The sequence below is a fragment of the Hymenobacter elongatus genome, from assembly GCF_004745955.1.
GTDB classification, from domain to species: domain Bacteria; phylum Bacteroidota; class Bacteroidia; order Cytophagales; family Hymenobacteraceae; genus Hymenobacter; species Hymenobacter elongatus.
In genome coordinates this window covers 70,226-89,547 of sequence record NZ_SRLD01000001.1, presented here as the reverse complement: position 1 = coordinate 89,547, position 19,322 = coordinate 70,226, and the positions used below count along the sequence as shown (strand labels likewise).

Below are 19,322 nucleotides of genomic sequence, written 5' to 3'. Positions count from 1 at the left end.
AAATCCACTTTCTCTGTGTTCGGGAACAACGCCATTTAGCATTGCGGTAGAGATGCTTCGACAAGCGGACGCCAGATGAGCAGGACACAAAAAGTAAAATCCCAAACCCGCTCCAAGTACCTCTACGGCACAGGACGGCACGCTGGGCTTCGGCGAAATTCTTTTCGCTAAAGTCCGTCCGATTTCCGGCTTCGCGAAACCCGTTTCGGCGGCACTGGCCCCAGCGGGCTGGAAACGGCTTCGAATAGGCTGGCACCGGGTTTGGATACTAAGAGGTCGATACTTCTCTCATCCTAACTACTTGTCAGTCATGCACAACATCGATCGAACTTTGCAGGAGCTGGAATCTGGCCCGCTGCTGACCGGGGAATACGAAAATGGCTACGAATACAGCGCTCAAGGCGAGTACGGCCAGGAAATGGAATTCGGCCAGGAGTTCGGCCAGGAATACAGCGGCGAATTCGGGCAGGAGTACAGCCAGGAATTCGAAGCCAGCCAGGGCGAAAACCTGGAGCTGGAAATGGCCTACCAGCTGCTCGAAGTCAGCAATGAGCAGGAGCTGAACCAGTTTCTGGGCGGCCTGATGAGCCGGGCGGCGGGAGCCGTGGGTGGGGCGGCTTCGCGCTTCGTCGGCTCACCGGCGGGCCGCAGCGTGGGGCAGTACTTGGTCAACTTTGGTAAGAAAACCCTGCCGCAGCTGGCCAGTCAGTACGGTGGCCAGGCCGGCGGCTCCGTCGGAGGAAAGGTGGGCTCGGCTTTGGGGGGGCGCTTTGGAGCCACTGGTGCCAAGCTCGGCAACTGGGCGGGCCAGAAGGCGGGCAGCTGGGCTGGGCAGAAAGCGGGCGGCTGGGCCGGCACCCAGGCCGGCAACTGGGTGGCCGACAATGCCCAGCGCATCTTCAACCTGGAGCTGGAAACCCTGAGCCCCGAAAATCAGGAGCTGGAAATAGCGCGCTCCTACGTTCGCTTCGCCACCGACGTCACCCGCCGGGCCCAGCAGGCCGTGCGGCAGAATCCCGGCCTGAGCCTGGGTGAGCTGGGCCAGCAGGTGCTCAGTGCCTCCGTGCCCAAGCTTGCGCCCGGCTTGCTGACGCAGGGTGCCAAGCCGGCTGCCGCTGGCAGCGCCAACGGACGTGCGCGCGTGGCCGCCAGTCCTGCGGGTGCCGGCCCGAATGGTCGGCCGCGCCCTACCAGCGGCACCTGGATACGGCGCGGCAACGCCATTGTGCTGCGCAACGCCTGAGGGGTGGGCCGCCGTTGAGCGGGGCTCTTTTCTTAGTATTCTCCATCCTCTACTCATCTCACAGCCATGTATAACAACGAATTTGCGCAGGAATTTGAGGCCAGTCTCGGCCAGGAGCAGGAGTACGGCTCCAACGAAACGTACGAGTTCAACCCCGAATTTATGGGTGAGCTGAACGGCGAAACCTTCGAAATGAACGGCGAGCAGGAGCTCAACGAAACCCAGGAAATGGAGCTGGCTCACGAGCTGCTCGAAGTCAGCAATGAGCAAGAGCTGAACATGTTTCTGGGCAAGCTCATCAAAGGGGCCGGCAAGGCCATCGGCGGGTTTGCCCGCTCATCTGTCGGGCGGGGACTGGGGAATATTCTTAAAACCGTGGCTAAAAAAGCGCTGCCTATTGCCGGCGGCGCGTTGGGCTCGTTAGTCGGCGGGCCCCTGGGTGGCATGATAGGCAATAAGCTGGGCTCAGCCGCCAGCAACCTGTTTGAGCTGGAGCTGGAAGGCCTGAGCCCCGAGGATCAGGAGTTTGAAATGGCCCGCGCCTACGTGCGCTTTGCTAACTCGGCCGCGAGCCGGGCAGCCAGTATGCAGCGTCGGCAGCCGGGAATAGCGCCGCGCATGCTGCTGCGCAACGCCGTTGGGCAAGCCGCCCGCCAGCACGCACCAGGGCTCTTGCGGCGGCGCGGCGGCCAGCGCGGCGGCGGTTATGGAGCAGCCCCACGGGGCTATGCCGGCAATGGCTACGCGCCGCAGGAAGCCAACGGCAGTGAGCCCGACTTTGGGGCCAACGGCAACGGCTTCGGCCAGAATGTATACGGCCACGACGACGATGGCGTGGGCGCAGCCCAGGGCATGTGGACGCGCCGGGGCCGCACGCTTATCATTCAGCTCTAGGTGATGCGCCGCGCCGCCGACACGCAGTTTCTGGTCAATGAGGCACAGGCCCTGCTGACCCGGCTCCAAACCGTCCGCTCCTTCGCGCTCAGCACGCCCATGGTACTGGCGGCGGCCGTGTCGGCCCCGGCGCAGGCAGCCATCAATAGCCACCTGGCCCACGTCGCCTTCGACCTGCGTCGGAAGCTGAAAACCTTCATCGAGTGGGTGCGCAGTCCCGAAAGCCAGGGCGTGGATGCCGAGCATTCGCAGGCCCGCTACGTGCTGCTTAAGCTGCGCTTCAACAGCCTGCTCGACCAGTTTGACATCTTCGCCGACGTGCTCAGCCAGCGCGGGGAGCACGGCACGGGCACCTGGCTGGCCGGCCTCGATGTGCTGGCCGAAGACGCCCTGCACCTGCCCGGCGACTACTACGAGCCGCCGCCCCTGATGTGCTTTCTGGAACGGGGCCACGGGGCCGCCATCCGCCGGGCCCGCACCCGCCTGCCCGGCGGCGACGACAACCCGGTGGGGGTCATTCAGATTCCGCGGGAGCGAATGGTGGGCAGCGGCATTGCCTCGTCGCTCATTCACGAAGTGGGCCACCAGGGCTCCGAGCTGCTAAACCTGACCACCACCATCCGGGCCGAAATCGACCAGCGGGTGGCAGAGGGCGGGCCCGAGCAGGTGGGCTGGCAGCTGCTGAGCCGCTGGCTAAACGAAATCCTGTCGGACTTCTGGGCCCTGGCCCACCTCGGCATCGGGGCCACCTACGGGCTGATGAGCGTGGTGAGCCTGCCCAGCTATTTTGTGTTCCGCATCAGCACCGACGGGCCCCACCCGTTTCCCTGGATTCGGGTGCGTCTGAGCATTGCCCTGGGCGAGGCCCTGTACCCGCATCCGCAGTGGACGGACCTGACGGAGCAATGGTCGGCGCTCTACCCGATTACGGGGCTGCCGGCGGGCAAGCAGCAGCTTATCACTACCCTGCTGGCGCTGCTGCCGGAGTTTGCGCAGCTGGTTGTTCGGCACCGCTCGCCCACCTTGCGCGGGCAGCCGCTGGCCGATCTGTTTCCGGTGGCCGAGCGGCAGCCGGAGCACCTGCAGGCCCTGTTCGGGGAATGGCAGGTGCGGCCCGCGCTGCGCGACGAGTGCGCCCCTTCGCTGGTGTTTGCCGTCATCGGCCAGGCTAAGGCCGACGGCCGGATGACGGCCGGCGAGGAGTCGCGGGTGCTTACCCAGCTGCTCACCCGCTGGGCCCTGAACCGGGCCCGCAACTACTGCCTGGCCCGCCCCGCGCCCGCCCTGTCGCCCGCGCCCCGCCGCCACCCACCCACGCGCCGAAGCGGCTTTCTCTCACCCTCTTAATCCTCAAAGACCATGAACCGCGAAATACGATTTGACGCCCACCAGATTTCGCTCGGCGACAACGCCGTGCTGGCCCTGGAGCTGCGTGCCGAGACATCGAGCCTGGAAGCTGAGTTACGCGATACTGATTCCATTGATCTGATCTTTGATCATCAGAGAAAAGGCAGTGCTGCGCAGGTGTTTACCTTCACGTATACCATTGTGGGCAATGTTTTTACGCTCACGCCAAAGGTTATACCCGGGAACGATGACACCTCGTTTGAGAGGCTGATGTTTCTCAAGAATGGAGTTTTAACGGATGTTACAACACCTGGTGCAACTATTACCTTCCCGCTCGCCAACACAGATGTTATTGAGATACAGTGGCAGGCGGAAGAATGGGAAGAGGAGGGGGTCTTTCTGGTGAAAGGTAACGTGTATAAGAAGGATGTTCCGAATGGCGTGCAGTTGGATTTTGGACCGGCCAGGCTGGTGGTGAGCGACGGCGAAGTGGAGCAGCCGGTGCGGGTAACCATGAACGAGGCCAAGCGGGAAGAAACCGCCGACCAGGGCTTGTGGGGGCTCATCCGCAATCGGGCGCTCAATTTCAACCACTACCGCGCCTTCGTCGACAGCGTCCTGTGCGTGCAACGGCCCCAGCCTGTCAATAGAGGTGACTTTTCTGCCCCTCCCACCTCGATTGCGCCGTTCAACCGGCTGGCTTCTTACGCCATGCTGAAGCATGCCACCGAGATGTACCTGATGCAGGAGTCGGGGCTGGCCCTGAGTGCTTCTGATTTTCAGAATGGCAACCCGGCAAGCGGCACCAGCAAAAACCTGAACAAAAGCTCCCGCCGGCGCAACCTGGAGGAGGCCCGGCGGCTGGGGCCCGGCGGGGCTAACAGCCTCAATGAGATGCGCGAGGAATACCTGGAGCAGCTGGAGCTGGAAGAAGGCCGGGTGCTGCCCTATTTCAAGCTGATTCGGGAGAAGCTGTCGGAGGTGCCGCTCAAGAATCTGAGCGACTTCGGCGGCAGCCAGGTGGATGTGTGCTACGGCATTCTGAAGTCGAAGCTGCAGGCGCCGCCGCTGCTGGAGCTTATCTGGTCGTATTGGCACGAGGAGGGCGGGCTGGTGCAGACGATGAATGCCCTGAGCCTGCGGTTTCAGAACGTGCGCCAGGGCAACGGCCACGGCGACCCGCTGGCCAATCTGAACCTGGACCCGCTGCGCCCGCTCAGCAACCTGATGTGGGGCTACATTGAGGATGAGCGCAACCGCCTGACGCTGAACCGTCGCAACCTGGAGTACCAGTATGAGTACGGTATCGGGCTCATCGGGCGGGCCGTGCAAAGCATTCCGGTGGCCGAGCACCGCACCTTTTTCCTGCGCGGCTTCCACAGTCTGCTGCGGGCCGCCACGGAGTTTTACCAGCAGGCCAACTACACCACCGTCATTCCCGACGGCTTCCCGGTGCTCAACCACCTGCGCGAAGTACACCTCGTGCTGGCCGAGGGAGCCCACAACCAGTACGGCGACCTGCCCTGGACGGCCCGCGCCGAGATGCTGACTCAGCAGTGGCTGCTGGCCCGGCCCGAGGTGCGCGAATTCTTGGGCGGCCGCATCATGGTGCCCTACACCGAGCCCTGGATGGACCGCGTCGACAACATGAAGCAGCTGCAGGGCTGGAATCCGGCCAACGTCAGCCACTTCCACGACCTGGGCGCTTTCGGCGAGCAGCTGCTGCTCTCCATCCGCTACGGGGCCTGGAACAGCCCGACCACCGGCGCTACCAATGCCGCCAACTGGGCCTACTACTGGCGCGAGGAAATTCAGCGCTACATCCACGCCTACAAGGCCGTGACCGGCGTTGATCTGGCTTCCGACATCGTGGACGCCCGCCTGAACATGCCCGACAACGAGGAGCGCTACCTGCAGCCAGCCCAGCTCATTGAGCGCCAAACGGCGTTGCAGCAACAGCAGCTGCACCGCAACCGGCAGCTGAGTGGGCCGCTGGTGTCTCCTGGTTTTGGGCAGCCCCTGCCCGGCCGGGTGCCGCTGCCCCGCCACAATGGCTACCTGGAGTAAGCCGTGGACTTTACCTCCGCCTTGTACCTGGGGGAGCGGTCCGTGACGATTCCCGCCGGCTTGCCGCTCACGTTCGGCAAGCCGGCGGCGTTGCACGAGCCGTGCTGGCAGCGCGCCGTGGCCCGGGAAGTAGCCCGGCGGCAGGGCCTGGAAACCGGCCTGCTGGCCCCGTCGACGCTGCACCTGTTCTGGGACGTGTTTCGGCTGCCGTCCCGCTCCACCGTTATTTTTATCGACCGAAACATGTACCCGGTGGGGCACTGGGGCAGCGCCCGGGCCCTGCTGCGGGGGCTGGCAGTGGTGCCGTTTGCCGCCGACAACCTGCCCCAGCTCCTCCACTTGCTGCACACGCACTGCCAGGGCGGCAAAATACCCTGGCTCGTGACCGATGGCTGGAACCTGACTGCCGCCAGGGCGGCTCCGCTGGCGCACTATCTGGCCCTGCTTGAGCCTTACCCCGACGGCGTATTGCTGCTCGATGACACGCAGGCATTCGGCGTGCTGGGTGCCGCTCCCACTGGCCGGCTCCCGCTGGGCCACGGGGGCGGGGGCTGCCTGCCGTTTGTGGGCGTGCGGAGTGCTAAACTCCTAACCATTACTTCCTTGGCAAAAGGCCTGGGGGTGCCGGTGGCCGTGCTGGCCGGTAGCGCCAGCCGGCTGGCCCGCTACGAGCGGCGCAGCGACGTGCGGGTGCACACCAGTCCGGTTTCGAACCTGCACGCCTGGGTCGCCCGGGCTGCCCTGCGCCACGATGCCTGCCACGGCGACGAAGCCCGGCAGCGCCTTGGCCAGCGCATCAGGCAGTTTCGGGGGGCACTGGCAGCGGCCGGAATTTGCCCGCAGGGCGGCCTGTTTCCGGTGCAGAAACTGCTGCTGCCCTGCACTACGGCCGCCTTGAGTATGCAGCAGCAGCTACGCCAACATGGAATTGAGACGCTACTGCTGGCCGATACGCACCGGCCCACCGTGCCCCAGGTGGCGTTCTGCCTGCGCGCCGACCACTCGGCCGCCGATATCCGAGCCGTTACCGAGTGCGTTGCTGCTCTGGCGCGCCACACCCGCTGGTTTTCGTCCTCTATTACTTCTCCCATCGGCCATGAAAATGACGCTCACCCGTAGTGCCGGCCCCGCTTTGGCCAGTGCCGTTGCCACCGTGTACACCAAAGGCGGACAAACCCTGCGGGTGCCCTTGCGCCGCGCGCCGGCCGGCCCCGGCTGTGCGGGGCACCCGGAGCAGCAGCTGATGCGCTGGTTCAGCCGCCAGGCTGCCGCCGAGCCGGGCTTTCCGGTGCGGGTGCGTAGTATGCTGCTGATTACTACTGCGGGTGGGTGCCGGCCGTGCCAGCAGGCACTGGTTCGATTTCTGAGCCGCTACCACTTGGGCAAGAAACTGCGGCAGCTGACGGCTGGTCCCAAGAGCGGCTGTGGTTGCCACCGGTGCCAGTCGCGGGCAGAAGAGGGCGGCAGCCTGGTGCTCGATGAGCTGCTGGGCGAAACGCCGCCCGGCGCGCCGTTGTGGCCGCCACTGCCTTCGCCGGGTATTCCCGAGGGCGACGGGCAGCGGCCTTCCACGGGCAACAGTCTGCACGCCACGGCTGGGGCCGCCCAGCGAGCCGCCGCCGCCGAAGCGGCCCGGCGCAATGCCGCCAGTACCAGAAGCAACGCCCGGTTTCGTTTCCGGGTGGCCCACCACGGCGCTAAGCAGCCGCTCGACGCGCCTCACTATCACGTCATCGACGAGCAGGGGCGGCAGATTTCCGGTCACTTCTTTTATGGCAAACAGCCCATTCGTACCCAAAAGAAGGACCGGCCTACAGCCCCCGCCTATGACCGCCTCACTGCTTACCCCGGCCCCGACCCAGCTACCAGCTACAGCCAGTACCGGACGGAGTGGCACGGGGCTCGGGCCAACAAAGCGGAAGGCCGCCAGCGCCGCCACCTGCGCAAAGGCTACGAGCTGGAACACGCGGTGCCAATGTTGCCGGTGCCGCCCGCCGCCCCGCTAACGGCGCGGGACCTGACACCGCAGGCGCTGCTTCATCCTAACCTCGATGTGCACGCCCAGCGGGCGCTGCTGCGCATGGCGCGCAGCGCCGACTCGTTCTACCGGGACGCGGCCGTGAACATTCTGACGGAAGTGCGCGCGGGGCGTTTGCGGGGCGTATTCATCGAAAACCAACGGGCGCCTGCGCTGCGGGCCCGCCGCCAGGGCCTGGGGTGGTGGCAGATTCTTACGCCTGGAGACGATAGCACGAAACTGGATGACCCCGCCGAAGCCCCAATGCTGGTGTTTCGGGAGTCCATCCGCAACAACCCGAGGCGGCTGGATGAGGCGTTGCTGGTAGCATGGTCGTTGCCGCTGGCCGTGGTGCCGCGTGGGGTCTATGGTCGGCCCTTGTGAGGGTGGTCGGCTTGCATTCGGATGGGCGTGGCGAATGTCGTTCGCAAGGCTGCTCCGCTACAACTACCCGCTGGCGCTACGCCCGGTTTCTTCCTGATTTTTCTACCTGCCCTTAGCCATGCTCATCATCGACTGCCACTGCCACGCCGGCAAAGGCGACGGCCTCACCGGCCCCTGGGACACCGACGCGCCGCTGAAGCCCTACCTGGCCTGGGCCGAGCAGGCAGGCATTCAGCGCACCGTGCTCTTTGCCGCCTTTCACTCCGACTACGCCGTGGCCAACCGCCAGGTAGCCCACTTGGTGCACGCCCAGCCCGAGCGGTTCTACGGCTTTGCCTTCGTACATGCCCAGCGCGACCGGGGCCGGGTGCTGGAAATGGTCACCACGGCCGTGCAGGAGTACGGGTTCTGCGGTATCAAGTGCCACCGCTTCGATGCGCGCATTAGCCGCGAAATCTGCGACGTGGCCCGCGCGTTCCGGCTGCCGGTGCTCTACGATGTGGTGGGCGAAATATCGGTGGTGGAGCTGCTGGGCGAGCAGTACCCCGACGTGAGCTTCATCATTCCGCACCTGGGCAGCTTCTCCGACGACTGGCGCGCCCAGGCCGGCCTCATCGACCATTTGGTGCGGTTTCCCAACATCTACGCCGATACCAGCGGGGTGCGGCGCTTCGACATTCTGCAGCGGGCCGTGGCGCGGGCCGGGGCCCACAAGTTTCTCTTCGGCTCCGATGGTCCCTGGCTGCACCCCGGCGTGGAGCTGGCCAAAATTGAGGCCCTGCACCTGCGCCCCGAGGAGGCCCGGCTGGTGCTGGCCGGCAACCTGCTGGGGCTGCTCGATAAGGTGCGCCGGCAGCCGCAGGCCACGGCGGTGCAGCGCGTGTCGGTGCCCGCGGCTGACCTGCGCCAGGAGTGGCGCGACCCGTGGCTGGTGCGGACGTGAGGGGTGGTTGACCGGGGTGTAAATTCACTCGCCGGTTATTCTGACTATCACGAGGCAACTTCCGCTACGTTAATAAAAACCCAAAGCCGCTGCACTCCGCTCGTTGCCGCCTCACGACAACGAGCGGAGTGCAGCGGCTGTTGGAGTAGGTGCGAAAGGTTCTTTGCTGTGCGTGTGCCAGATGAAGGCTAAAAAACGCAGCGGTAGGGAGGCTTCGGTAGGCTCAGCATGGCCCGGCCATTCTTCCGTTTTTAGGCGGCTGGCTACATGCCCAGGCGGCTGCGCTCGGCGGCGTTGCCTGAGGTTTCGACGCGCTTGCTCTTGAGGTCGGTTTTGCCAAAATTGTAGGTGAACGACAGCCGTACGCGCCGCGAATCGTTGTAGGTGATGACGTCGTTTACCACCGGCACTACGTTCGACGATACCCGGAAATTGAGACCATAGAACAAGTCGCTGACATCCAGCTTGAGCGACGCTTTCTTGTCCCAGAACGCCTTTTTTACCCCCACCGACACGTAGGAATACGAGTCGAAGTCGTTCAGGCCACTGAAGGAGGGCGAGTTGTAGAGCGCGTACACCCGGGCCGTCCAGCCCTGGCCCAGGGTCAGGGTATTGTCGGAGCTGAGGCTGAAGTAAGTTTGGCGTTTGTGGTACTGCGCGGCGTTGTCGAGCGGGTTGGGGAAGCGCAGCGCCTGCCGGTAGAGGCTGCCGCTGTTGCTCATGCTCCACCCCTTGGCGGGCGCGAGTGGCGCGGTGAGCGTAGCGCTGGTCAGGTGGCGCTGGCGCACGTTCTGCATGGTTTGGACCAGCCGCTGGTTGGGCGCGTCATTAAGGTAGACCGACGAAATGGGGTTGGCAGTAGCGGTATGCTGCACCTGTAGGCCGTAGCCGTTGTACAAGTGGTTCCAGCTTAGGCTGCGGGCATATTCGGGCTGCAGCGCGGCGTTGCCTTTGTAGGAGGTGTAGTTGTCCAGCAGCCGCTCAAACGGAATCAGGCTCTCGTAGGCCGGGCGCTGAATGTTTTCGGCGTACGCCAGGGAGGTGGAGTAAGCATCCGACACCTGATAGTCGGCCCGCAGGTTGGGAAATAGGTTGAAATAGCTCGAATCGGTGCCGTGCAGCACCTGGTAGCGCGTGTGTTCGGCCCGCAGTCCGGCTTGCAGGCTGAGCTTGCCGATGCTGTGGTTCAGGCTGAAGTAGACGGCCCCGATGCGCTCCTGGTAGCCGAGCTGCGAAAACTGATTACCGGCCTGAGCCTGCCACTCGCCGTGCTGCCACCGCTGGGTGTGCTGGCGGCTCTCGTTGCGGGTGTCGGTGTATTTGAAACCCGCTTCCAGGCGCGTTTTGGCATTCCAGACCTTGGTATAGTCCGTGGCCGCAGTGTAGATGTGGTACGAGGCCGGAATGTAATTCTGGAAGCTGGTGGCCGTTTCGGCCGAGTCGCACGGGCCCTGCACGCGCTGGTGGAAGGTTTGCTGCTGGCGGCTGTCGAAGCGGGCGTAGTTGCCGCTGACCAGCAGTGCCGAGCCCAGGCTGTCGAGGGTGCGCTTGTAGAAGAGGGTAGAGCTCGAAAACGCGTCGCTCAGCAGCACGTCTTCGTCCACGCGGCTGCGGGTGAGGCCGGTGGCCTCCGTCAGCGCGGCCCGCGTCCAGCCCGTTCCGGTCAGGCTACTCTGGCTTAGGTCCACGTCGAGGCCAAGGGTGGCGGCGGGGTTAAGGTGGTAGTTAGTGCTGGTGTTGAGGCTGTTGTCGCGAATGGTTTTGGACAAGTCATTCTGCTGCGTGAGGCTGGCCTGCGGCGTGCTGCCCAGGTAGAGCGTGCGCTGATAGTCGCCGCGCTCGAAGCCGCCTTTGCCAGCGAAGCTGCCGCTGGCGGTAACGTCGAGCTTGGGCGTACTCAGGCGCAGGCTGCCGGTGAGGCCGCTGCCCGTGCGCTGGCCCTGGCTGAGGTTGCCGCCCAGGGTTGCCGTCCAGCCCAGCGTCTGGCTGCGCTTGGTATAAATCTCGATAACCCCGCCCGAAGCGTCGGCATCGTACTTGGCCGAGGGGTTGCTGATCAGCTCGATGCGGTCGATCTGGTCGCCGGGAATGCTGGCCAGCACGGTTTCCAGGTTGGCTCCGGGCAGGCGCTTGCCGTTGAGCAGAATGAGCACGTTACCCTTGCCCCGGAAGCTAAGCTTACCCTCAATGAGCTGCACCGAGGGAGCCATGGCCAGAACGCTGTAGGCGTCGTTGCCGGCCCCGAGCAGGCTTTCGCCCACGTTCATCACCACGCGGTCGGGCTTCTGCTGGATGAGCTGGCGCTGGCCCGTCACGGTTACTTCCTGCAGGTGCTGGGTGCTGGGAGCCAGCCCGATGCTGCCCAGCTCCACGGCCGCCGGCCCCGTCACTGTCACCGCCTGGGTATGGGTGGCGTAGCCCAGCATCAGGATGTGGAGCTGGTAGCTGCCGGGCTGCACGGCCTTCAGCGCGAAGCGCCCCTGCGCATCGGCCAGCCCCGACTGGAGTACCTGAGCCTGCGCGTCAGTGGTTTTCAGCACGACGGTAGCAAAGCTCAGCGCCTCCCGCGTGGGCTGGTCGAGTGCCTGGCCGGTGAGCGTGGCCTGGGCCAGGGCGGCGGTAGCGGTCAGCAGAACGGCCAGCACGAGCAGGGCGCAGCGGCGGGCGGCGGCAGCAACGGTGGAGGGGAGGCAGGAGTGAAGCATGGGCCGGTTCGGTTGGGGTAGCGAAGAATCTGAACCAAAGGAACTGCGGGCCCGGCCCGGCCGGAAGTTTATTCGACCAAGTGCAAGTCGCGCACCACCAAAGCGCGAGTTGTTCCGCACTTTGGGCGGGAGTTTAGGGCTTCAGCGACCCACCACGGCCGCTGTGAGGGTTCGGTTCCGGCCGGCGCGGCATTGTGGTCCGTGCTCTTAGCAGTGGGTTTGAGTTAGCGCAGGAGCTGCCAAAACGAGGTAGAGACGCATACTTGCGTCTCGTCGTTGAACAAAAACCGGCCTCGCGGCGCGAACAACGAGACGCGAGTATGCGCCTCTACACCGTTCTAGCACTAACTCAAACAGTCTCTTAGCAGTGGGTTTGGAATTTCGTTTCTCGGGTCATGCTGAGCGAAGTCGAAGCATCTCGCGTGCAATAGTAGATGATTACTACGGCGGTAGAGATGCTTCGACAAGCGTACGCCAGATCAGGCATGACCCGAGAAGCAGGATTCTGCCTACGCCTGAAGGCTACAAGTCCTGAAGCCCGGCCGGACAAATGAGCTGTCCGGCCGGGCTTCAGGGATACATAACGGGCTAAGAACGTGTTTGGGATTTTACTTTTCGTGTCATGCTGAGCGAAGTCGAAGCATCTCTACCGCCAAAGTAATTCTGGTCTACTATTGCAATAGAGATGCTTCGACAGGCTCAGCATGACGGAATTGGCTTGTTTGAAAAATTCCAGACACACTCTAAGAATAGTCGCGGTACGAATCGGGGCTACTGCTAAAGGCGGTGCTGGTTTCGGGGCTAAAACGCGGGGTTGGCAGTCGTTTGGGGAATGATAACCAGGTAATCGTAGCCCAGAATAGTCCGTTCCAGCTTCAGATCGGCTACCTGCAGCTTGCGGCCGAGCAGGGCCCGGCGCAGGGGCCGCAGGTCAACCACGTTCCAGGCGCTGGCCGTGGTCTGGTCGTAGAAAAGCTTGTAGGCATTGTCGGCATCGGGCTGGTAGGCGTGGGTGTTTTTGCGGATGTCGGAGTCGAACCCCGCCGTGGTGGTGCCCTGTTTGCCGAGCACCATTACGTGCAGGCTTTTGTGGTTTTGCATATCGGCCAGGTTCGTCACCAGGTTGCCCACGTCGAACACGCCGATAAAGCTCAGATTGCGCGCCCCGTGCTCCGCGCCGAATTTGAGCAGCATTTTGGGCAGGGCCTCGGTGCCCGTGGGCTGGTAGGGGCGCAGGTCCTGCATCAAATTGCGCTTCATCATGCCGATGCGCTCCTTGTGGCTCTGCAGGCCCGTGCTGGCCTGGGCGGAGGTCTGGTAAATCCGGATGCTGCTCACGTATTCCTGCACCATGCGCTGCACGGCCGGGCTTTCCTGCCGCGTCATCGCCACCAGGCTGTCGAGGGCCGATGGGGGCTGGTGCATCATCGTCATTTTCTGGTCCTTGCTCGTCATCTCAACCCGGTCGGTGGCCTGGTAGGCGGCGGCGCGCTGCAGGAGGTAGGTTTTGGTGGCTTTGCGCTTGCTCTGCTCGGCCAGGCGGGTGTAGAAGCGGCCCACCGTGAAGCCATTCACCTGGTCGATACCCAGCAGCTGCACTTTTTGGGCGTGCAGCTGGCGGGCCAGGGCAAATTCCTCGGCCCAGCTGTAGAACGACAAACTCATCGGGTACTGCTGCAGATACGCCGCCGGCGCGCCGGGCTGGGCCACCAGCTGGCTCAGGTCCTGGGCCTGGTAGCGGTCAATTTCGGACACGAAGATCTTGGGCTGCAGCACCTGGGCCAGGGCACCGGTAAACTGCGGAATCTGGGCCGTGCCGTGCATTTCGCCCACCATCACAAACTGGCTTTTGGCTACTTCCTGCTGCAGCTGGTCCCAGCCCGTGCCCGAAAACTGCGGCCCGGTCTGCACCAGCGGAAACTGGTTTTTCTGGATCAGGCGCGTCATAGTGCTGTCCTGGGCCTGAGCGGTGGCACTCGTCAGCAGGCTCGCCACGCCGGCCAGCACCAGGCGGCAAGCAGTGGTAAAGGAAGCGGCAGAAGCAGGGCGGTTGGTGGAAGCGGAGCGAAGCATGAGGCGGTTTCTTTGGTTGGTGGTAGAATCTGGAACAAAGAAATTGCGCAGCTTTAAGGGTCGGAAGTTTATTCGACCAAGTACTCGCCCCACACCACCAAAGCACGGAGTGGTCTGCTTTTTTTTATGTCTGAACGCACTTCCAGGCTTACTTCCGGCTGGCACCACCTGAGCGCCCGCACCGCCGCCGTGCTGCTGCAGCTGCTGCTGTGGGCGCTGCTGTGCGCCTTCTACATTCTCTGGAACAGCCGCCCCAACTACCATTTCGAAGGCCCCATCTGGCCTCTGGTGCTGATGCAGATCGGCTTTGCCATCGTGCTCTTCAACAGCCTCACCTACCTCATTATTCCGCGCTGGCTGCTGCGGGGGCGCACCTGGCAGGCCTTGGGCGGCGGCCTGCTGCTGGTGTATGGCTTTCGCCTCTGGATGTATGCCGGCGCCCGCCTCGCCGAAACCTACGTGGCCCTCGACCCGGTGATGCGGCGCACACTGCACGGCTACTACGTCGAGACGCTGTGGCAGGACCTGACCGGCTTCACGGGCATGCTGAACTCGTTTGTGGGCATGCTGGCCCCCATGCTTTTTCCGCTCATCGTGAGCTTCCTGGTGTACGCGCTGGTCGTCGACCGGCGGCGGCTGGCCCTGGAGCGCGACTACCTGCGACTGGAGCGCAGCTATCTGAAAGCCCAGATCAACCCGCACTTTCTCTTCAACACGCTCGGCAGCCTCACTACCATGACCCGCACCCACGACAAACGGGCCGGCGACGTGGTGCTGCACCTGGCCGATCTGATGCGCTACACGCTCTACGAAACCGACGCGGAGCGCGTACTGCTGAGCCGGGAGCTGGAGTTTCTCGACGACTACCTGGCCCTGGAGCGCCTGCGCAGCCCGGCCACCACTACCATTGCCCACGAAGTGGTGGGGGAAGCTACCACCCAGCAACTAGCGCCCCTGCTGCTGCACCCGTTTCTGGAGCGGCTGTTTGCGGGTGTTGAGGCTGCCCCGGCCGGCCCGGTAGTCATTGGCAGTAGTATTCGCATCAGTGCCACTGAGTTACAACTGATCCTGGCCCGCGTCAGCGGCGCGCCCTGGCCCCAGCCCTACGAAACCGACCCCGCTATTGTCGCTGCCCGGCGGCGCCTGCAGCTGCAGTATCCCGGACAGCATACGTTGCGGCTAACCGAAGCCGAAGGGCAGGTTCACGTTCATCTTACCCTCGTGCTAGCCTAGCTTTCTATGGAAAATACTGCTTCTGGCTGGCGCTTTCCCGGTTTTCCGCCGACGCTGCGCCGCGTGCTGGTGCCCCTGTTCTGGTGGGGCTTGTTTGTCATTTTCGAATATGTGGCTTTCAGCGGCTGGCAGGAAACGGCCATCGTGACCTGGGGCTTCGTGGCGAAGGACCTGGCGGCTACCATGCTGGGCTACTACTTTTTCTCCCTGGTAGTGCTGCCCCACTTGCTGCTGCGCCGCCGCTGGCTGCTCACGGCCCTGGGGCTGCTGGCTATTTACTACGGCTGGGGGCTGATTTCCTACCTCTACTACTCCGGCCTGGCTGCCTACGGCCTGATTTCGCCCAACGCCCACGACTATATGCACCGCGTCATCGACTACGGCCTCTGGGGCGGGGTGTTTTCGTGGCGGGCCGTGAGCATGGGCATCAGCGACTTTTCCGTCACCATCCTGCCCCCGATTCTGGTGCGCTTCATCCGGTTTTTGCTCACCAGCAGCAACCAAAGCCTGCGCTTGCAGCGCGAAAACCTGAACCTGGAAGTCAGCTTCCTCAAAGCCCAGGTCAACCCGCACTTTCTCTTCAACACGCTCAATAACATCTACACGATGGTGGTGAAGCAGGATGCGCGCGCCCCCGACATGGTGCAGCACCTCACCAACCTGATGCACTACACGGTGTACGAGTCGGATGCGGCGCAGGTGCCGCTGGGCAAGGAGGTCGAGTTTCTGGAGGCCTACCTGGAGCTGGAGCGGCTGCGCTACGGCCGGAAAGTCAGTATTACGTACCAGAAAACCGGGCCGCTGGCGCACTACCGCATCACGCCGCTGCTGTTCTTTCCCTTCGTCGAAAACGCTTTCAAGCACGGCGTCGACAGCAGCCTCGACGCTTCCTGGGTGCACATCACGCTGGCCGTACACGACGGGCGGCTGCACTTTGAAGTCAGCAACAGCCTGACGCCCACCGGGCCGGGCCTTTGGCGGCGTCGGTATTGCCAACGTGCAGAAGCGTCTGGCCCTGCACTACGCCGCCACCGACTACGACCTTACTCTCGACCCCAAGGACCAATCCTACCGCGTCGCCCTCGCCCTGCGCCTGTACCCCGCTTAAATTTGCCAATGAAGCTGTTGAGGAAGTCAGCCGGACGGTCTGATAGGTTCAGCTAGACTTCCTCAACAGCTTCATTGGCAAAAGCTGCATAGGAGGGTAGGGCAGGAAGGTCCTTCGCTCTGCTCAGGGTGACAGATGAAGCATGACATTCTTTTATAACAGCATACCCACCCCACGTTCATGATTAACTGCCTGATTATCGATGATGAGCCCTTCGCCCGCGAGCTGCTCGAAGGCTACATTGCCCAGATTCCCAGCCTCAGCCTGCTGGCCAGTTGCGAGCACGTCTTCGAGGCGCTGGAGGTGCTGCAGCAGCAGAAAGTCGACCTGATTTTCTCCGACATCAACATGCCCCAGGTCAACGGTATCGAGTTCATTAAGTCGCTGCACAATCCGCCCTACGTGGTGTTTGTCACGGCCTTTCCCAACTTCGCCCTCGAAGGCTTCGAGCTCGATGCCTTGGACTACATCGTGAAACCCGTCTCGTTTCCGCGCTTCCTGAAAGCCGTCAACAAGGCCCAGCTCATTATCAACAGCCGCCCGGCCGCCCCGGTGCCGGTCGCTCCGCAGTTCCTGTTCGTGAAGGAAGGCCACTCGCTGCAGCGGGTGCTGTTCGACGAAATCTACTACATCGAGGGTATGAAGGACTACATCAAAATCATCCTCAAAAACCGCATCATCATCACCTGCCTGCGCATGAGCCGCGTCGAAGATCAGCTACCGGCCGAGCGCTTCACCCGCATCCAGAAGTCCTACATCGTGCGCATGGACGCCATCAAAGCCATCAGCGGCAACGAGGCGGAACTTTACGATTTGCCCGAAAAGCTGCCCATCGGTAAGCAGCACAAGGAGGCGCTGCTGGGGCGTTTTGGGCTGAGCTAGAAGTGTAGGCGTGTCATGCTGAGCTTGCCGAAGCATCTCTACTGCGGTCGTGACTACTTGGCCTGAACAAGTTGGGTGCTCATAGCTTATTGGGGAATTAGAACAATGTTATTTTTGAATAATTATAAATAGAAAGTAAAATAACTTTATGGTGTGCTAGGGGGTAATTGATTTATTTTAAGGTGAGAGTATTTTCCTCAACTTCTTCTTTCTCCTTCTCTAATTTATTCATTTCAGCTTTGCATTCTTCGGCAGCTTTCAAGGACAACTGAGCTCTCTCTTGAGCAAGTTCTATGTCTTCAGAACTTGATTCGGGGTTAGTCGCCAGCATAGTAGCCATACTTGCATCGCCTACAAAGCTTCGGTATTCTCTTTCTTTCATCATGATTAAAGCCTTGACTCTTTCCAATTTCCTTTCGAGTTTTATTATCTCTGAGGGTTCTGGATTGGATGTCGGTGGAGATGGTTCTGTGCCTGTGCCAGCATATTCGCCATCAGTAATTTTATCATTAGAGCAATAAGAAGTAGTCATGACTAGCAGAGCTAATGAAAAATGCCGCATCTGATGTGTGTAAATCTTCATGACATTATTTTTTAGAGTGAAAAAGTGCCGCTTGACACTTTTAAAACTGTGCAGTGTGTTCGCTCATGCTAGACCTTCTCTGGTGCGAACAACCACTACTCCTGCACCGTCATTTCCGGCTCGCCGCGCATGTGCATCTGCAATATTCTCTCGCTGCAGCCCAGCCGGTGGGCGGCCATTTTGAGGTTGCCGTTTTCGTGGTGAATCGCTACTTTCTTGGCTATTTCCGTCACTTGGTCCTTTATTTCCTTGAGCCCCAACCCCTGGTAGATCAGGCGCTTTACGCCGGCTTCCAGTTCGCTGCCGGGCACAGTGGAGCCAAGCTGGGCGAAGTCGGGCCAGTCGGAGCGCGGAATGTCGCCGATGGTGATGGGGCCTTCGCCGAGGTGCTTGTTGGCAATACGGTTGATGAGCTGCTGCAATTCGCGCACGTTGCCGGGGTAGTCGCGCAGGAGTAGGAAGTCGTACACCTGCCGGTCCACGGGCTGCTGAATGTGGTGCTGCTGGCGGAAGAAGTGCTCGGCCAGCACCACGATGTCCTCTTTCCGCTCGCGCAGGGGCGGCAGCTGGCACGTCCAGCCCGAAATGCGGTAGTACAAATCCTGGCGAAAGGTGCCCTTGTGCACTTCGGCCAGCAGGTCGCGGTTGGTGGCACTCACCAGCCGGAAACGGGCCTTGCGCCAGGTGTTGCTGCCCACGCGCTTGTAGGTGCCTTCCTGCAGGGCCCGCAGCAGCTCGGCCTGCAGCGGCAGCGGCAGCTCGCCCAGCTCGTCCAGGAACAGTGTGCCCTCGTGGGCCAGCGCCAGGGCTCCGTCGCGGGTGCTGATGGCGTTGGTGAAAGCGCCCTTTTCGTGCCCAAACAGCTCTGAGCCCGACAGCCCCGGAATCAGGTTGGTGCAGTCCACCACCACACAGTCGCGCTTGTCGGGGCGCGGGTCGAGCTGGTGAATTTCCTGGGCCACCAGCTCCTTGCCGGTGCCGCTTTCGCCCATTATCAGCACCTGGCAGTTGGAAAGGGCCATGTCTACCACTTGGCGCAGCGTATTCAGCCAACACCGGCTGTTGCCCACCATGCGCCGCTGCAGATAGGCTACTTTCTCCTCTACTACTTCCCAGTAGCGTAGGCGAGACAGAATAATCTGCACCGGCTTTTCCACCTCAAACCACGAAAAAACCTCTACTACCCCGCTGCGCAGTAAGGCCCAGGTGGTAGAAGTAGGCAGCGGCCCCACGGCCACGGCAATAATCCTAGTGTCGGCGTACAGCGAAAAGGCGTCCAGGCTCTCCAGTATTTCGGGCAGGGGCGCCTCATGGTCCAGGAAAATGATGCCCGCGCCGGTAGGCATGTCGCCCAGGTGCAGGGCCTGCAAGTCGATGCCGACGCACTCGAGGGCATCGATAATATCTACCAGTCGCGCCGGCTGACTGGTAAAGGGTTTGAACCACACAGAGAATTCAGCCATGGCAAAGGTGATGTAGCGGCACGAAATCGTACCAACCCAACACCGACGGCAGCCGCCGTCGGCATTCTTTGCAATAGGGCAGCAAGGAGCCTTCTAAAAATGGTGTTTGTTGCTTACAACAAGCGACAAACACTCGTGAAGGCAGGGGATGGGAGTGGCGGAATAGGGAGAAGGAAGATACGAAATTAGGGCTGCATATAGCGTAACATAAATATGTGGTAGCGGGCCAACGCTACTGAGAAGCGTGTTGGGCAGCGTTCAGCTTGCTTGCGGTTTTCCCAGGTCTGTGGTCAATAGTGTTTTGGGGGGGTGGGCCTTCTTCGAACGTCACGTCTCGCTATGGCTCGACATGACGTTCTATAGTTCCGGCTACGGCTTGC

General features: G+C 62.2%; 14 protein-coding genes. 10 read left to right on the top strand and 4 right to left on the bottom strand.

The features are described from left to right. Positions 1-310 precede the first annotated feature (310 nt). From E5J99_RS00370 to E5J99_RS00340, 7 genes are all read left to right on the top strand, one after another. Positions 311-1,243 (top strand): hypothetical protein, encoded by a 933-nt coding sequence (locus E5J99_RS00370; protein WP_135495731.1) that lies wholly within the window; start codon positions 311-313, stop codon positions 1,241-1,243. Between the two features lie 66 nt (positions 1,244-1,309). After that, positions 1,310-2,137: a hypothetical protein gene (locus E5J99_RS00365; RefSeq protein ID WP_135495729.1), complete on the top strand. Its 828-nt coding sequence runs from the start codon at positions 1,310-1,312 to the stop codon at positions 2,135-2,137. A gap of 3 nt (positions 2,138-2,140) precedes the next feature. After that, entirely contained in the window at positions 2,141-3,484 is a 1,344-nt protein-coding gene (locus E5J99_RS00360; protein ID WP_135495728.1) for a hypothetical protein, read from the top strand. 12 nt (positions 3,485-3,496) lie between these two features. Next, positions 3,497-5,551, top strand: a complete 2,055-nt coding sequence (locus E5J99_RS00355) for a hypothetical protein (RefSeq protein ID WP_135495727.1) — start codon at positions 3,497-3,499, stop codon at positions 5,549-5,551. Positions 5,552-5,554: 3 nt separating this feature from the next. After that, a complete protein-coding gene (locus tag E5J99_RS00350; RefSeq protein ID WP_135495726.1) occupies positions 5,555-6,670 on the top strand; it encodes an aminotransferase class I/II-fold pyridoxal phosphate-dependent enzyme in 1,116 nt (371 codons plus the stop codon). Then, positions 6,648-7,952 (top strand): hypothetical protein, encoded by a 1,305-nt coding sequence (locus E5J99_RS00345; protein WP_135495724.1) that lies wholly within the window; start codon positions 6,648-6,650, stop codon positions 7,950-7,952. Before E5J99_RS00350 ends, E5J99_RS00345 begins: the two co-directional genes overlap by 23 nt. Before the next feature lie 118 nt (positions 7,953-8,070). Then, on the top strand, positions 8,071-8,895 hold the full coding sequence (locus tag E5J99_RS00340) for an amidohydrolase family protein (protein ID WP_135495723.1): 825 nt from the start codon (positions 8,071-8,073) through the stop codon (positions 8,893-8,895). 263 nt (positions 8,896-9,158) lie between these two features. Here E5J99_RS00340 and E5J99_RS00335 read toward each other — a convergent pair whose 3' ends face one another. Both E5J99_RS00335 and E5J99_RS00330 read right to left on the bottom strand, forming a co-directional pair. After that, positions 9,159-11,600 carry an outer membrane beta-barrel protein gene (locus E5J99_RS00335; protein ID WP_135495721.1) on the bottom strand — a complete coding sequence of 814 codons (2,442 nt, stop codon included), beginning with the start codon at positions 11,598-11,600 and terminating at the stop codon, positions 9,159-9,161. A gap of 801 nt (positions 11,601-12,401) precedes the next feature. After that, on the bottom strand, positions 12,402-13,673 hold the full coding sequence (locus E5J99_RS00330; protein ID WP_135495720.1) for a hypothetical protein: 1,272 nt from the start codon (positions 13,671-13,673) through the stop codon (positions 12,402-12,404). Positions 13,674-13,799: 126 nt separating this feature from the next. Here E5J99_RS00330 and E5J99_RS00325 point away from each other — a divergent pair, with 126 nt between their 5' ends. The 3 genes from E5J99_RS00325 to E5J99_RS00315 all read left to right on the top strand — a co-directional run bounded on the left by E5J99_RS00325 (position 13,800) and on the right by E5J99_RS00315 (position 16,896). Further along, entirely contained in the window at positions 13,800-14,906 is a 1,107-nt protein-coding gene (locus tag E5J99_RS00325) for a sensor histidine kinase (protein WP_135495718.1), read from the top strand. Positions 14,907-14,912: 6 nt separating this feature from the next. Beyond that, positions 14,913-16,070 (top strand): sensor histidine kinase, encoded by a 1,158-nt coding sequence (locus tag E5J99_RS00320; protein WP_135495717.1) that lies wholly within the window; start codon positions 14,913-14,915, stop codon positions 16,068-16,070. Between the two features lie 124 nt (positions 16,071-16,194). Beyond that, positions 16,195-16,896, top strand: coding sequence for a LytR/AlgR family response regulator transcription factor (locus E5J99_RS00315; protein WP_135495715.1), 702 nt, complete (start codon positions 16,195-16,197; stop codon positions 16,894-16,896). A 172-nt stretch (positions 16,897-17,068) separates the two neighbouring features. On the opposite strand, the gene E5J99_RS00310 is transcribed toward E5J99_RS00315, so the two are convergent. Together E5J99_RS00310 and E5J99_RS00305 are read right to left on the bottom strand one after the other, a co-directional pair. Further along, complete coding sequence (locus E5J99_RS00310; protein ID WP_135495713.1) at positions 17,069-17,428, bottom strand: hypothetical protein; 360 nt, start codon at positions 17,426-17,428, stop codon at positions 17,069-17,071. Between the two features lie 146 nt (positions 17,429-17,574). Then, positions 17,575-18,942, bottom strand: coding sequence for a sigma 54-interacting transcriptional regulator (locus tag E5J99_RS00305; RefSeq protein ID WP_135495712.1), 1,368 nt, complete (start codon positions 18,940-18,942; stop codon positions 17,575-17,577). Positions 18,943-19,322 lie beyond the last annotated feature (380 nt).

Coding starts and splice junctions, on each gene's coding strand:
- E5J99_RS00370 (WP_135495731.1), top strand. CDS start 311: ATGCACAACATCGATCGAACTTTGCAGGAGCTGGAATCTGGCCCGCTG.
- E5J99_RS00365 (WP_135495729.1), top strand. CDS start 1,310: ATGTATAACAACGAATTTGCGCAGGAATTTGAGGCCAGTCTCGGCCAG.
- E5J99_RS00360 (WP_135495728.1), top strand. CDS start 2,141: ATGCGCCGCGCCGCCGACACGCAGTTTCTGGTCAATGAGGCACAGGCC.
- E5J99_RS00355 (WP_135495727.1), top strand. CDS start 3,497: ATGAACCGCGAAATACGATTTGACGCCCACCAGATTTCGCTCGGCGAC.
- E5J99_RS00345 (WP_135495724.1), top strand. CDS start 6,648: ATGAAAATGACGCTCACCCGTAGTGCCGGCCCCGCTTTGGCCAGTGCC.
- E5J99_RS00340 (WP_135495723.1), top strand. CDS start 8,071: ATGCTCATCATCGACTGCCACTGCCACGCCGGCAAAGGCGACGGCCTC.
- E5J99_RS00335 (WP_135495721.1), bottom strand. CDS start 11,600: ATGCTTCACTCCTGCCTCCCCTCCACCGTTGCTGCCGCCGCCCGCCGC.
- E5J99_RS00330 (WP_135495720.1), bottom strand. CDS start 13,673: ATGCTTCGCTCCGCTTCCACCAACCGCCCTGCTTCTGCCGCTTCCTTT.
- E5J99_RS00325 (WP_135495718.1), top strand. CDS start 13,800: ATGTCTGAACGCACTTCCAGGCTTACTTCCGGCTGGCACCACCTGAGC.
- E5J99_RS00320 (WP_135495717.1), top strand. CDS start 14,913: ATGGAAAATACTGCTTCTGGCTGGCGCTTTCCCGGTTTTCCGCCGACG.
- E5J99_RS00315 (WP_135495715.1), top strand. CDS start 16,195: ATGATTAACTGCCTGATTATCGATGATGAGCCCTTCGCCCGCGAGCTG.
- E5J99_RS00310 (WP_135495713.1), bottom strand. CDS start 17,428: ATGACTACTTCTTATTGCTCTAATGATAAAATTACTGATGGCGAATAT.
- E5J99_RS00305 (WP_135495712.1), bottom strand. CDS start 18,942: ATGGCTGAATTCTCTGTGTGGTTCAAACCCTTTACCAGTCAGCCGGCG.